Origin of the sequence: Vibrio sp. 10N.239.312.C11, from assembly GCF_041466065.1 — a bacterium.
GTDB lineage: Bacteria > Pseudomonadota > Gammaproteobacteria > Enterobacterales > Vibrionaceae > Vibrio > Vibrio tasmaniensis_A.
In genome coordinates this window covers 51,509-66,355 of sequence record NZ_JBFSRZ010000027.1, presented here as the reverse complement: position 1 = coordinate 66,355, position 14,847 = coordinate 51,509, and the positions used below count along the sequence as shown (strand labels likewise).

Sequence of the window (14,847 nt, the reverse complement as noted above, 5' to 3'; positions counted from 1 at the left end):
ATGGCGATGACTCCAACCAGTATCAACTACCAATTCAAGTCATTGATGATGTTCCAGTAATGACGCCGCCGACGGGCGAAACGGTTGTCGATGAAGACGACCTTTCAGGCATAGGTTCGGATCAATCTGAAGACACCATTATCAATGGACTGTTCACCGTCGATGAAGGTGCCGATGGCGTTGTGAAGTATGAACTGGTTGATGAAGATTTAGTCTTGAGCGGTTTAACCTCCGATGGAGAAAGCTTAGAGTGGCTAGCTGTTTCACAAAACGGCACAACATTCACCTATGTTGCTCAAACTGCAACCAGCAATGAAGCCGTGTTTGAGATTGTTTTCGATACCTCTGATAACAGTTATCAGTTTGAATTGTTTAAACCACTGAAGCACCCTGACGGTGCAAACGAGAACGCGATAGATCTTGATTTCTCAATCGTTGCTGAAGATTTTGATCAAGACCAATCGAATGCGATTGATCTCAAAATAACAGTCACTGATGATATTCCATTAGTGACAACACAATCGATTACTCGTGTTGAAGGTCAGGGTTATCGCGGCTCTATAGTCGATATGTTTGCTGATTCTACAGATGTCGGTGCCGATGGCGCGGAACTGAGCAAAATTGAAGCATTTGACGGAAGTGGAATTGTTTTCCGTTCAGGGAACAGTGGGTCTTACAGTAGTGACTTCGATTTAAATAGTGGTACTCAAGAGGTACGAGTATATGAGCAGATCAATGGCGCTGTTGATCCTCGAGAGCTGGGTCGACTGAAAATAAACTCAAATGGTGAGATTGAGTTTAGAGCCAATAATTACTTAGAGCATGTTGGTGATGAAATTAATTTCTCTATTAATGTAACAGCGAAGGATGGCGATTCAGATACGTCATCGACACCCTTGGACATCACTATTACGGATAGGAATTCGTCGAAGATCGCGCTGACAGTGACCACCTTTGAGGATGCGGGTAGAGACTCAACAATACCATATGCTGCAGGTGATGCTCCGATTCTTGAAAATATACAAGACAACCAAAGCGGTTTACCTAATGCACCAGCTCAAGTTGCGCTTCAGGTTAACCTGAATGACAGGGATAACAGCGAGTCTATCGGTCAACTGATTATAAAAAACAGTAACCATAGAGGCACGTTCTATTACTTTGAGGGTGGTGAGTATCACAAGTTAACGCCTGAAACTAACGGTCAAATATTATTTGGACCGCCTCAAATGCAACAAAGCTATGCTTTAAACCCAAGTGAAGTAAGACAAACCATTGCAACCATCGAAAACCTTTATTTCGTTCCTGACCAAAACTATGGTTCAGATAGTAATGGCGTTGAGATCCGCTATCAATTGGAGATCGATAATGGAGGCACTCTTGACCACAAAGTAAACTCAAGTTTCAAAATCGAGATTGAAGCGGTAGCGGATATTGCAACTTGGGATGATGGTAACAGCACTTATCAGTATCAAGTCAATGAAGATGAAGACAACGTCACGTTGCAGCTAAACGCAGTATCACAAGATAGTAGCCAAACTGAAACGATCACTTATGAGTTGAAAGTTGTTGAAGGTGACGGAAAGTTTGAGCTTCTTGATAAAGACGGCAATGTGCTTACGCTGACGGCGGGTGGTGTATATAAAATAGCGGCAGAAGACATTAACACCACCGTGGTTAACCCTATTGATAATTTCTCGGGTCAGATAGAGTTCGAAGCAACAGCGGTTACAGAGGAAACACTGAATCCTTATGAAGATACTGCTAACGGTGGGGCAAATGATAAAACTAAGGCTCGTTCTGTAGAGCAAAACATCATTATTGATGTCACTGCTGACGCTGACCCTGGAAAGTTCAGTGTAAATCGCATTCAAATCAACGAAGACAATATTGATAATCCCGACTACCTTGGGCCTTTGGATAACAAAGATGCATTCACGCTAGACGAAGTCATCACCATGACAGGGTCGGTCGATACGGATGGCTCTGAAGAACTGTTTGTTCGTATCAGCAATATTACAGAAGGCGCAGTGCTTTACTTTGTGGGTACAACCACGGTAGTTCCTATTGTCAGTGGTACCAATTACCACGAAATAGCGTATTCCGATTTGGCTAACGTTGAGGTGGTTCCAACTAAACACAGCAATGTCGATTTCACTTTTGATGTTACAGGTGTAGTGAAGGACACAGCAAACCTGTCAACCAACCCACAACAAGTCGATGTAGAAATACTCGGTACTAAAACGGTTAACGTTGAAGTGAAAGGAGTTGCTGACACACCTTATGGTGGGACGAATGGTACCGATTGGACCGCAATTACAGATGGTACTGCAAGCGGTGTTCAAACGACGATTCAAGAGAGTCAAAACGGCGACAGCTTTGCTCTGCTTGACTTCACGGTATTGTCGGGTGAGAGAAAGCCTGACACCGGCACTACACCATTACCGGACGATGGTTCCGAATCAATAACGGTTATCTTATCGGGTATTCCTGATGGCGTTATAATCGAGGATGGGGACGGTACGGTTATTGATCTTAACTTTGTGGGTTACGAAACCGGACCGGGTGGTAGCCCTGATTTATCAAAACCTATCTACGAAGCTAATATTACGGAGGCGGGTACAACGTCAGGTATTCGTATTCGACCTGTCGACTCTTCGACCGAGAATATCCATATTCAAGGCAAAGTGATCGTAACGGAAAACGACGGTCACACACTTTCTTTTGATCAAGAAATTCGAGTGTTGGTTGAGCCTATCATCGATACCTCAGCAACCTACAACAACGTCACAAACGGGAGCGAAGATACTGCTATCAACATCGATTGGCATCCTGAAGGCGTTGACTATATCGACTCTGACGAGCATTTCACTTCAATTAAGATTTCCGGTATTCCACCGGGTGTCACACCCACCGTAAATGGTGATGTGACTGTTGTGAATGATGGTGTGGGTACGTTAACGATTACCCCTAAAGACGCGAATCAGACGCCGGAACAATTTACCCAAATTGCATTAGCGAATAACTTTATTCAAATGACTCCGCCAACTGACTCTAGCGTTGATTTCACATTGACGACAGAGGTAGACGTTGAGGAGCGTGATCACGAATATGTGGACTCTTCTAACCCAGGTGAGGGTATTGCGACTGCGACGGTTAAAGGTACGATCAATGTTATCGTAAGACCCGTTGTTGAGACTCATGATGGCATCGATAATCAGCTTATCGTCGACGACGTGGCTGGAACTGGTTCTTTGGGTACGGTGAGCGCTGATCCTTTGACTGGTGTACTCAAGTTTACAACCAACAGCGACAATCCGTCCGCCACGGATGAATTTGTTATTCGATATCAAGAAACCGATGCATCATCTGCTATTGAGGAAGTCGACCAACTGGTTATTCAATTAACGAATAATGACCCGAATAAGACTCCATTATCAGATGACGTATTGAATCAATTACTCGTTATTGGCGCGGCTTATGAAGGCGATGGTCGTTGGGTTGTGACGAATGAGGACTTGTTTAGTATCAGTGCTCCTAATGGTCTTGGTTTCCCTCCTATTTCTAATCTTCCAGACGTATTCAATGACATCAAGATGACTATCTTTAGTACGGTGGTTGATCGCGGTGATGGTGTTGAGGTTGAGTCATCTCCTGCCGTTATTCGGGAAGGCGAAGTGACATTGTCATTCCCAGAAGTACTTGTCGGGGGAGGTGAGGTCGCAGCAGATATTACGATGACACCAAACAGTGTTGTCGATGCCATCGAGGACACACAGCTAGATTTGGGAGCTGCGCTAGATAGTTTGATCACTTTCTCTGGAGAAGACGCTTCGGTAGACCAAGTGACCATTATCATTGATGACTCCGTGACCATTAACCCAGGAGGCACTTTCCCAATTAGTTTAGCGGGAAGCAGTGAAGTCGATTTTGTTAATGGAAAATATGTATTCGAAACAACCGTTGAACAGGGCGTTCCAACTGATTTCTCAGGGCTGTTACTTAACTTACCGGCAGACTACTCTGGTGACTTTAGATTACCACTAACCATAGTGACCAAAGATACGCTCTCTGGTGATGAGAAAACGTTAGTTACCGACGTCGTCATCAAAGTCGCGCCAGATGCAGAGACGGATCCTACGATTGAGGTGAATGTCGTCGGTTCGCTTGATGATGCCTTTAATCCTGTTGATAACGACGGTCAGGCTGGACAAGATCAGGTGGGTTACGAAGACACCTACATTCAACTCGACTTCAATTCGACTATTTCGGATCAGGTATCAGGCGTCGAAGGGGGGCAAGAGGCGTTTACATCCATTACTTTGACGTTGGATGACCCTTCAATAGGGGCATTCTATGACAATACGGGTACCTCACTTGGTACCTCAGTCACGTTTAATCAAGCTGAAATCGCGGCGGGGGCGCTCGATAATGTCCTCTTTAGGGCGATAGAAAACTACCCAACTGGAAATGATATTAACCAAGTGCAGATTAATGTAAGTGGTACAGTTACAGATACCGCAACCTACAATGATTCTGCTTTTCCGGTAGGCACTGCAACCGACTCCGATACCTTCAATACAAGTGTTCGTTTTGATGTTGTTCCGGTTGTTGATGATGTACATGTCTCTGGGCCGGGTAGTGATCCTGATGTAATCGAGATTACCGGCAACGAAGACCAGCTTATTTCCTTGTCAGGTACAGGACCTGTATCGATTGCACTGACTGACCTTGATGGATCAGAACAGTTTGTATCGATTAAGTTCACCGATGTACCTGATGGCTTCCAGATGCGTGTAGATGCTGGTTCTGCTTACACTGTGAAAAACAACGGTGGCGGTGAGTGGAGTGTTCAATTGCCTCAAGCTTCTGGGCTTTCATTCGACTTAAGTGAAATTTCGATTTTACCGCCTAAAAACTTCAGTGGTACTGCTGAGTTTGGTGTTGAAGTGTTCACTCAAGAGTCGCTACTTGGTGTACCGACTGCGGCTGCAAACTTACCAAGCTTCAAACTGCATGTGGTGCCTGTTGGTGACGATGTTGATACCAATCCTACGGACTCTGTAACAGGCAACGAAGGGCAGAATATTGATATCGAAATCAATGCGACTATTTTAGATAAAGAGTTGTCGGCCACAGGAAGCGGAACGTATACCGAAAATGCACCCGAAACCCTTCGAGTCGAAGTGGCTGGTGTTCCTCAAGATGCTTCTATCTACTACCCTGACGGAACCACTATAGGTAGCTATGATCCAGCGACGCAACTCTGGACACTAAACGTCCCAGCTCAGTCGTTAGATAAGATCATATTTAACTCTGGCGAACATAATAGTGATACAGGTAATGCTTTGGGTATTAATGGTCCACTGCAGATTACCGTTCGTTCTGTGGATACAGATGCTGATAACACGGAGCATTTAGGCACACCAACGAGTTTCAATGTTGATTTAGTGATTGATCCTATCAACGATCAACCGACCTTTGTCAATGTGACTAACCTTGAAACGACAGAAGACTCTACTGGCGTGGCAATCAACAACTTTAGTATCTACGATATCGACGCAAACTTTGATAATCCAGATGCACCGTATGTACTGACGCTAAAAGTTGACCAAACACTGCCGGGTGCACAGGGCGAGTTTGTACTCCCAAGCACTCAATCCAATGGTGTGACATTTGTATTGCAGGCTGATGGCTCACTTGTCATGACAGGTAAAGAAGCTGACATCAATGCAGCGCTAACTAATGGCGAGGTTACGTTCAAACCGGACCCGGATCAGAACTATCTCAATCTGGGTGGGTTAGTGACCATTAATGCTACGATCGATGACGGTGGTAATAACGGTTTGATTGATGCGGGTGATCCGAATACCGCTCAAACGAATCAAACTACCTTCACTATTAAAGTGACGGAATATAATGATGCTCCGATAGCGGCCAATGTTGATTTGGGCTCGATTCCGGAAGATGGCCAAATCGTGATTGTTGAGGGTGACTTGATTACGGCAAGCTCTGATATCGAAAATCATAACCTTACCGTAACAGATATCAGCCTTACTCAAAATCAAGGTCAAGGTCAGCTTCAGAGGTTTGAGAACATTGCTGGGGCGGATGACAATTCGATTAATGGTCCATACTGGGTGTTCACGGCAGCTGATGATTATAATGGAGACGTCAAATTCAATTACTCCATTATCGATGATGGTACAACCGACGGTTCGTCGGACTTCAAAGTGGGCAGTGCGGAAATCAGCCTTGTAGTTACAGAAGTTAATGACCAACCAGTGGCAACCGATATTGATTTGGGCACCATGCTTGAAGAAGGTCAGCTAATCATCAAAGCTGAAGACCTGATTACAGCGACGACAGACCCTGAGGGGCATGCCATTACGGTAACTAAGGTCGAAATCGATCAAGGTCAGGGGCAAATTCAGAAGTTTGAGAACGTTGGTGGGGCGGATGACAATTCGATTAATGGCCCATACTGGGTATTCACGGCAGCTGATGATTACAATGGCGATGTTACATTCACCTATACCGTAGAAGATAACGGTACAACCAATGGCTCAAATGATTTCTTAACGGATACCGCGGAAATCAGCGTTGTGGTACAAGGTGTTAACGATACACCTGTTGTTAATGGTGACAATGTCACTGATTTTATTGATGAAGAATCGGGTCAGCTGCTGAGTGGCATCAATGTCAGTGATCCTGATTATGTTGATTCATTTTCTAATGACTTGATGACGGTCACTTTGACGGTGGATTACGGAACGTTAAATGTGTCGCTGCCTGCCGTGACAACTGTGATGGTGAATGGCAACAACACAGGTTCGGTTATCTTAGTAGGTACGTTGAGCGACCTAAATGCATTAATTGACACACCGACTAGCCCTGCGGGTGTTTATCTGGATGCGAGCCTGTCTCCAACCAATAGCATTGGCTTGGAAGTCATCGCGAAAGATAGCGGAAACCCTTCTGGTATCGTCATTGAAACCACGCCAGTTATCTATGATATCGCAGTGACTCCTGTGGCGAATGCGCCGACTTTGTCGATTGATACTGCGTCTAACTACGTCAGAAATATCACCGCTAACCAGTCAGTAAGCGCTAGCGGCGTTCCTTTGGTTGGTATTATTGCTGCCTTGACAGATATTACGGAAGAGCTAACGCTACGTATCAGTGATGTGCCTGTTGGTGCTCAAATTACGAGTGATGTGGGTTCAGTGACTGATGTCGGTGGTGGAGTTTGGATTGCCACGGCGGATGCGATTGACACTGTGAAAGTGGTTGGGCTTTCTGATACGCCGGGAAGCTACACACTCAAAGTGGAGGCGGTTTCAGAAGAGCTAGATAACAGCGATACTGCAACATCGGCTTCGATAGATCTCAACTTGAACATTGTGTCTAACGGGGTTGATATCGATTTAGCTACAGAAACCGACGATGTTCAGTTATTGGCAGGGGCTGGCAATATCGACCTGACAGCGGGATCTGGAAATGATCGTCTGGAAGGTGGTTCGGGTGACGATACGTTAGTTGGCGGTGATGGTAACGACACTCTCATCGGTGGAGGCGGTTCCGATATTCTGACTGGTGGCGACGGTATGGATTCGTTTGTATGGTTCAACATCGAAGATGGTGTCGAAGATACGATTACCGACTTTAGCCTATCTGAAGGAGACCAACTCGATCTAAGAGAAGTGTTACCTGAGCTGAAAAGTGCCTCACCAGATATAACAACACTGCTGCAACACATTGATGCGAAGGTTGACGGGGATGATATTGAACTTACGATTAACCCTGATGGCTTAGGCACTACAGAACAAGTGATTGTGGTTGAAGATCTTGCGCCTCAGCTGACGTTAAATGGCACCATGCCTTCTGATATTCTGGATGCGCTAGTGCAACAAAATGTCATGACTCACGGTTAACGCTCAATTGATAAGCGCTAGTGATTAGAAGTGAATAACTAAACCATAACGAAATAGGCCAGCAATGCTGGCCTATTTTTTATTAAATCTTGCTGAATGAGCCCCGATAAACCAATAGCCTCGATAAAACAACAAAAAGCCCATGCTGTCGGGGGAAAGCATGGGCATTATTTTATGTGTTATATCAGCTAAGCGAATAGTGTTCTTTCTCTATACTATTTGAGAATCGCTCCATCATTTAGCTTTTTTGCAGGGTTTTTGGCCGCATTAACCAGTAGGATACCAACGGTTAGTACCATCGAACCACATAGTAGGAACAACAAGCGTCCTGTTGGTTCGTTTGGAATCAGAGCCATTGCTAGGATACCGAAACCTGCTGTGCTGATAAGCTTACCAAGCATTGAACGCTGTTTAGTATCTAGGTTTTGTTGCTCTTCACCTTCCGCTACTAATGGTGTGTTCCAGTTAGTGAATAGTTGGTCAACTTCTTTCTCACGTTCAGGCGATAGGCCTTTGTAGAAGCGAGAAGTTAGCATGAAGTAACCACCAGTAAACACTACGTGAGCAGCTAAGCTAAGACCTACTTTCAAGTCGCTCCATTCACGGCCAGTAAGCGCTGTTTCCATACCGAATAGGTGCTCGATGTCTTCTGCTTGAAGCGAGATACCGAAGATGTAGGAAACGAAACCACCAACCACGAGAGTAGACCAACCAGCCCAGTCAGGCGTCTTACGAATCCACATACCAAGTAGTACAGGGATAAGCATTGGGAAGCCAATTAACGCACCTACGTTCATTACGATATCGAACAAGCTCAAGTGACGTAGAGAGTTAATGAACAAGCCAATCGCGATGATGATAACACCCATCATAATAGTCGTTAGCTTACTTACAATAACCAGCTCTTTCTGAGTCGCATTTTGACGAAGAATCGGGCTGTAGAAGTTCATTACAAAGATACCAGCGTTACGGTTCAAACCTGAATCCATAGAAGACATCGTTGCAGCGAACATTGCTGACATAAGAAGACCAACCATACCTGCTGGCATTACGTTCTGTACGAATGCTAGGTAAGCAGCATCACCCGCTTTATCACCCATTGAAGCGTACTCTAATGCGAACTCAGGCATGAATGCACTTACGTACCATGGTGGTAGGAACCAAATTAGTGGACCAACAACCATAAGGATACATGCTAGGCCTGCCGCTTTACGTGCGTTTTCACTGTCTTTTGCACATAGGTAACGGTAAGCGTTGATGCTGTTGTTCATTACACCGAATTGCTTCACGAAGATGAACACAACCCAAAGGATGAAGATGCTCATGTAGTTTAGGTTGTTACCTAACATGAAGTCGCCGTCGAAGTTAGCAACGATGTTAGTTAAGCCACCACCGTGGAAGTAAGCCGCAACCGCACAAGTGATTGTCACGGCCATGATTACAAGCATTTGCATGAAGTCAGAAGCAACAACCGCCCAAGAGCCGCCTGTTACTGCCATCAATACTAGAACCATACCCGTTACCACAATGGTTGCTTCCATTGGGATGTTGAATACAGCAGCTACGAAGATAGCGAGACCGTTTAGCCAGATACCTGCAGAGATAAGACTGTCAGGCATACCTGCCCATGTGAAGAACTGTTCAGACGTTTTACCAAAGCGTTGACGAATGGCTTCGATCGCCGTTACCACACGAAGTTGGCGGAACTTTGGAGCGAAGTACATATAGTTCATGAAATAGCCAAAAGCATTGGCTAAGAATAGGATTACAATAACGAAACCGTCATTGAACGCGCGTCCTGCGGCACCTGTAAACGTCCATGCTGAAAACTGTGTCATGAAGGCGGTTGCACCAACCATCCACCACAACATTTTGCCGCCCCCTCTGAAGTAATCACTTGTAGAGGTGGTGAACTTACGGAACATCCAACCAATTGCGATTAAAAAGAAGAAGTAGGCGAGAACAACAAAAGTATCAATAGTCATCTTTTCAGCCTTTTAAGTTTCATAATTAACTGACACCTAGATTACTCCTTCTGCATACTTATTTGTACTACAATATGTCTTTAGCGTGATCTGGGGCGCATGTTTATTTCATCATAGATGGCACTTAAAGCCGTTTAAGAGCTTAATTTTCTGAAATTATTTCAAATTTCATCGTTGTCGTTGGATAAATACTTGAAAGTAAGTATTTAAAATAATAATACAAATATCCGTGTGGTTATAGGGGTTAGTTGAGCGAGCGTGTTGATTGAGAAGCGACAAAACTCTAATAAGTATGGTTAAAATTAAAATAGGTGTGTCCACTTTATATCACGTAATAAAAAAGCGAGCACAGAGCTCGCTTTCGTCGTTGAACAAGTGTCAGCCAGTTAACGCGAACCTATCTATTGACTAGCTCGACAGCGTCACGAACAAGCTTGCCTAGTTCGTCCCACTTACCTTCGTCGATAAGGTTAGTTGGAACCATCCAAGTACCGCCACACGCAAGAACAGAAGGGATCGATAGGTATTCATCTACATTCTTCAAGCTTACGCCACCAGTAGGCATAAATTTAACAGGGTAAACCGCTGTTAGTGCTTTAAGCATACCTGTACCGCCAGAAGGCTCAGCAGGAAAGAACTTCAACGTGCGAAGGCCCATTTCCATTGCTTGTTCAACTAGGCTTGGGTTGTTAACACCCGGTACAATTGCGACACCTTTATCGATACAGTATTGAACTGTACGAGGGTTAAAACCTGGGCTTACGATGAAATCAACGCCAGCTTCGATAGATGCGTCAACTTGCTCGTTAGTCAGTACAGTACCTGAACCGATTAGCATGTCTGGGAATTCTTTACGCATGATGCGAATCGCTTCGATTGCACATTCTGTACGCAGTGTGATTTCTGCACATGGCATGCCGTTTTCAACCAGTGCTTTGCCTAGGGGGATGGCATCTTCAGCACGGTTGATAGCGATTACAGGGATTACTTTTAGGTTTGCTAGTTGTTCATTTAATGTAGTCATGAATTCTTTCTCACGTTAATAATGGGTCTGCTTTCAACTAAGCAAACCCTTGATTAATAGTTAAAGTGCGCAATTATAGAGACAAATCAGGGGTCGCTTCTAGAGGAATGATAGCACCTGGATGCTGAATCACAGTCCCTGCCACAATGTGACCTGCTAATGCTGCATCACGCGCATTGCCACCGCTCAAGCGTTTAGCCAAGAAGCCTGCACTGAACGAATCGCCAGCCGCTGTTGTATCAACGATGCTGTCTACTGGGTTTGGTGCAACGTACTGAGCACTTTGGCTTTCAACCACTAGGCAGTCTTTCGCGCCACGCTTAATGATGATCTCTTTCACACCAGACTCAGACGTACGTGCAATACACTGTTCAATGCTTTCGTCACCGTACAGCTCTTGCTCGTCATCGAACGTCAGTAGCGCTGTGTCGGTGTACTTAAGCATCTTCAAGTACCAAGAAATCGCTTCTTGTTGGCTTTCCCAAAGTTTTGGACGAAAGTTATTGTCGAAGAATACTTGGCCGCCTTGAGCTTTGAATTTGTCTAAGAAGCTGAATAGCTGTGCGCGTCCGTTCTCTGTCAAGATAGCAAGCGTAATACCACTTAGGTAAACCGCGTCAAAAGAAAATAGCTTATCAAGTAGAGCAGGCGTGTCTTGCTGGTCAAACATGAATTTTGCTGCAGCATCATTACGCCAGTAGTGGAAACTGCGTTCACCAGTTTCATCGGTCTCGATGTAGTAAAGTCCTGGTTGTTTGTGATCAAGCTGAGCAATCAAGCTAGTGTCGATACCTTCCGCTTGCCACTTTTCTAACATGTCGGTACTGAATGGGTCAGTGCCTAGTGCTGTTACGTAGCTCGTGTTGATATCTTGTTCTTTTGTTAAGCGAGACAAGTAAAGTGCTGTATTCAGTGTATCGCCACCAAAACTCTGCTGAAGCCCGTCTTTTTTCTGTTGTAGCTCAACCATGCACTCGCCAATGACCGCGATGTTTAATGATTTCATATGCTTACCTTAGCAACTGAGGTTGCGCTAGTTATTATTTTAGGAAATCTTCACGCGCAGGATTGAAGATATCAAGAAGGATGCTGTCTTGCTCTAGAGCAACGGCGCCGTGCATCATGTGTTTACGCGCGAAGTAAGCATCGCCTTCTTTAAGCACTTTCTTTTCACCTTCGATTTCAGCTTCGAAGCTACCACGAACAACATAACCGATTTGGTCGTGAATTTCGTGAGTATGAGGATGGCCAATTGCGCCCTTATCAAAACATAGGTGTACAGCCATAAGATCGTCAGTGTACGCGACGATTTTACGCTTGATACCACCGCCCAATTCTTCCCATGGGTTTTCATCTAGAATAAAGAAAGAGTTCATTGTGTATCTCCTAATCTGTTTAAATCTTTTAAGTGTTACTTAACTGTGTTCATCATAAGGGAATGAGGTTAATTGTAATACAATATATCTAGTGTTGTGTGATATTGATCAAGCGATACTTTATATAGCGCAAATAAATCAACAACTTAACAAATGCTTGATATTTAGTGTTATCTATTAATATCAATAGCTTATGCGGGTTTATGTGATTCTGCTCATCATTTTGCGACGAATAAGTACAATTAAAGCTAATATTGTATTACTTTATATGGAGTTTGAAAATTTAATCAAAGTTTAAACCGATAAACTCTTTATTGAGGGTGACAAAGAATATGACGACTAAACCAGTATTGTTGACTGAAGCAGAAATAGAGCAACTTCACCTTGAAGTGGGCCGTTCTAGCTTAATGGGCAAAACCATTGCAGCGAACGCGAAAGACCTAGAAGCGTTCATGTGCTTACCTATTGATGTTCCTGGTCACGGAGAAGCGGGTGGTTACGAGCATAACCGCCATAAGCAAAACTACACGTACATGAACTTAGCTGGTCGCATGTTCTTGATCACTAAAGAGCAAAAGTACGCTGACTTTGTTACAGAACTACTAGAAGAGTACGCGGACAAATATCTAACGTTTGATTACCACGTACAGAAAAACACTAACCCTACAGGTCGTTTGTTCCACCAAATCTTGAACGAACACTGCTGGTTAATGTTCTCAAGCTTGGCTTACTCTTGTGTTGCTTCAACACTGACACAAGAGCAGCGTGACAACATTGAATCGCGCATTTTCGAACCAATGCTAGAAATGTTTACGGTTAAATACGCACACGACTTCGACCGCATTCACAACCACGGTATTTGGGCAGTAGCCGCTGTGGGTATCTGTGGTCTTGCTCTAGGCAAGCGCGAGTACCTTGAAATGTCAGTGTACGGCATCGACCGTAACGATACTGGCGGCTTTCTAGCTCAAATCTCTCAACTGTTTGCACCTTCTGGTTATTACATGGAAGGTCCTTACTACCACCGTTACGCGATTCGCCCAACATGTGTTTTCGCTGAAGTCATTCACCGTCATATGCCTGAAGTAGATATCTACAACTACAAAGGCGGCGTGATTGGTAACACAGTACAAGCCATGCTGGCGACGGCTTATCCGAACGGTGAGTTCCCGGCTCTGAATGATGCTTCTCGTACAATGGGTATCACAGACATGGGTGTTCAGGTTGCAGTCAGTGTTTACAGTAAGCACTACTCTTCAGCTGAGGGTGTTGACCAAAACATTCTTGGTATGGCGAAGATTCAAGACGCAGTATGGATGCACCCATGTGGTCTTGAGTTATCTAAAGCATACGAAGCGGCTTCTGCTGAAAAAGAAATCGGCATGCCTTTCTGGCCAAGTGTTGAATTGAACGAAGGCCCTGAAGGTCACAACGGCGCGCAAGGTTTTATCCGCATGCAGGATAAGAAAGGCGACGTTTCTCAGTTAGTGATGAACTACGGCCAACACGGCATGGGTCACGGCAACTTCGATACGCTGGGTATTTCTTTCTTCAACCGAGGTCAAGAAGTGCTACGTGAATACGGCTTCTGCCGTTGGGTGAACGTTGAGCCAAAATTCGGCGGTCGTTACCTAGATGAAAACAAATCTTACGCACGTCAAACGATTGCTCATAATGCAGTAACCATTGATGAAAAATGTCAGAATAACTTTGACGTTGAGCGTGCAGACTCAGTACACGGCTTGCCTCACTTCTTTAAAGTAGAAGACGAGAAAATCAACGGCATGAGCGCATTTGCTAACGATCATTACGAAGGTTTTGACATGCAACGCAGCGTGTTCATGCTAAACCTTGAAGAATTGGAATCTCCACTACTATTAGACCTTTACCGTTTAGATTCAGAGAAAGGCGGCGAAGGCGAGCATCAATACGACTACTCACACCAATATCAAGGTCAGATTGTTCGCACGAACTTTGAATACCAAGCAAACAAAGAGCTGAACACGCTAGGTGAAGACTTCGGTTACCAACACCTATGGAACGTGGCAAGCGGTGAAGTGAAGGGCACAGCACTTGTGAGCTGGCTACAAAACAACACGTACTACACTTGGCTAGGCGCAACGTCTAACGACAATGCTGAAGTTGTCTTTACTCGCACTGGTGCTAACGATCCAAGCTTCAACCTACGTTCAGAGCCTGCATTCATTTTACGTAGCAAAGGCGAAACAACACTGTTCGCTTCTGTTCTAGAAACGCACGGTTACTTTAACGAAGAGTTCGAACAATCAGTAAATGCTCGCGGCGTTGTGAAAGACATCAAGGTTGTAGCGCATACAAACGTCGGTTCAGTCGTCGAAATCACCACAGAGAAGTCAAATGTGACAGTGATGATCAGCAACCAACTTGGCGCGACTGAGAGCACTGAACACAAAGTAGAACTGAACGGTAAAGTATACAGCTGGACAGGCTTCTACTCAGTAGAAACAATTTTAAACCCAGAATTAGCAAGCACAGCAGAGCAGGGGAAATAA

At 44.6% G+C, this 14,847-nt stretch carries 6 protein-coding genes; 2 read left to right on the top strand and 4 right to left on the bottom strand.

The window, feature by feature from the left end; translation table 11 throughout:
* On the top strand, nt 1–7,931 hold a 7,931-nt coding region (locus tag AB6D07_RS13185; RefSeq protein ID WP_372140723.1), incomplete at its 5' end, for a cadherin-like domain-containing protein.
* 215 nt (nt 7,932–8,146) lie between these two features.
* Here the strand turns inward: AB6D07_RS13185 and AB6D07_RS13180 are convergent.
* The 4 genes from AB6D07_RS13180 to AB6D07_RS13165 form a co-directional block, all read right to left on the bottom strand.
* On the bottom strand, nt 8,147–9,916 hold the full coding sequence (locus AB6D07_RS13180) for a sodium:solute symporter family protein (protein WP_009846515.1): 1,770 nt from the start codon (nt 9,914–9,916) through the stop codon (nt 8,147–8,149).
* A 397-nt stretch (nt 9,917–10,313) separates the two neighbouring features.
* Nucleotides 10,314–10,940, bottom strand: a complete 627-nt coding sequence (locus AB6D07_RS13175) for a bifunctional 4-hydroxy-2-oxoglutarate aldolase/2-dehydro-3-deoxy-phosphogluconate aldolase (RefSeq protein WP_009846516.1) — start codon at nt 10,938–10,940, stop codon at nt 10,314–10,316.
* A gap of 73 nt (nt 10,941–11,013) precedes the next feature.
* A complete protein-coding gene (locus tag AB6D07_RS13170; protein WP_017103048.1) occupies nt 11,014–11,946 on the bottom strand; it encodes a sugar kinase in 933 nt (310 codons plus the stop codon).
* A gap of 34 nt (nt 11,947–11,980) precedes the next feature.
* A complete protein-coding gene (locus tag AB6D07_RS13165; protein WP_009846518.1) occupies nt 11,981–12,316 on the bottom strand; it encodes a cupin domain-containing protein in 336 nt (111 codons plus the stop codon).
* A 332-nt stretch (nt 12,317–12,648) separates the two neighbouring features.
* Here AB6D07_RS13165 and AB6D07_RS13160 point away from each other — a divergent pair, with 332 nt between their 5' ends.
* Nucleotides 12,649–14,847, top strand: coding sequence for a heparinase II/III family protein (locus tag AB6D07_RS13160; protein WP_029222933.1), 2,199 nt, complete (start codon nt 12,649–12,651; stop codon nt 14,845–14,847).

Excerpts from the sequence above, each read along its gene's own strand:
- AB6D07_RS13180 (WP_009846515.1), bottom strand. The coding sequence starts at position 9,916 with ATGACTATTGATACTTTTGTTGTTCTCGCCTACTTCTTCTTTTTAATC.
- AB6D07_RS13175 (WP_009846516.1), bottom strand. The coding sequence starts at position 10,940 with ATGACTACATTAAATGAACAACTAGCAAACCTAAAAGTAATCCCTGTA.
- AB6D07_RS13170 (WP_017103048.1), bottom strand. The coding sequence starts at position 11,946 with ATGAAATCATTAAACATCGCGGTCATTGGCGAGTGCATGGTTGAGCTA.
- AB6D07_RS13165 (WP_009846518.1), bottom strand. The coding sequence starts at position 12,316 with ATGAACTCTTTCTTTATTCTAGATGAAAACCCATGGGAAGAATTGGGC.
- AB6D07_RS13160 (WP_029222933.1), top strand. The coding sequence starts at position 12,649 with ATGACGACTAAACCAGTATTGTTGACTGAAGCAGAAATAGAGCAACTT.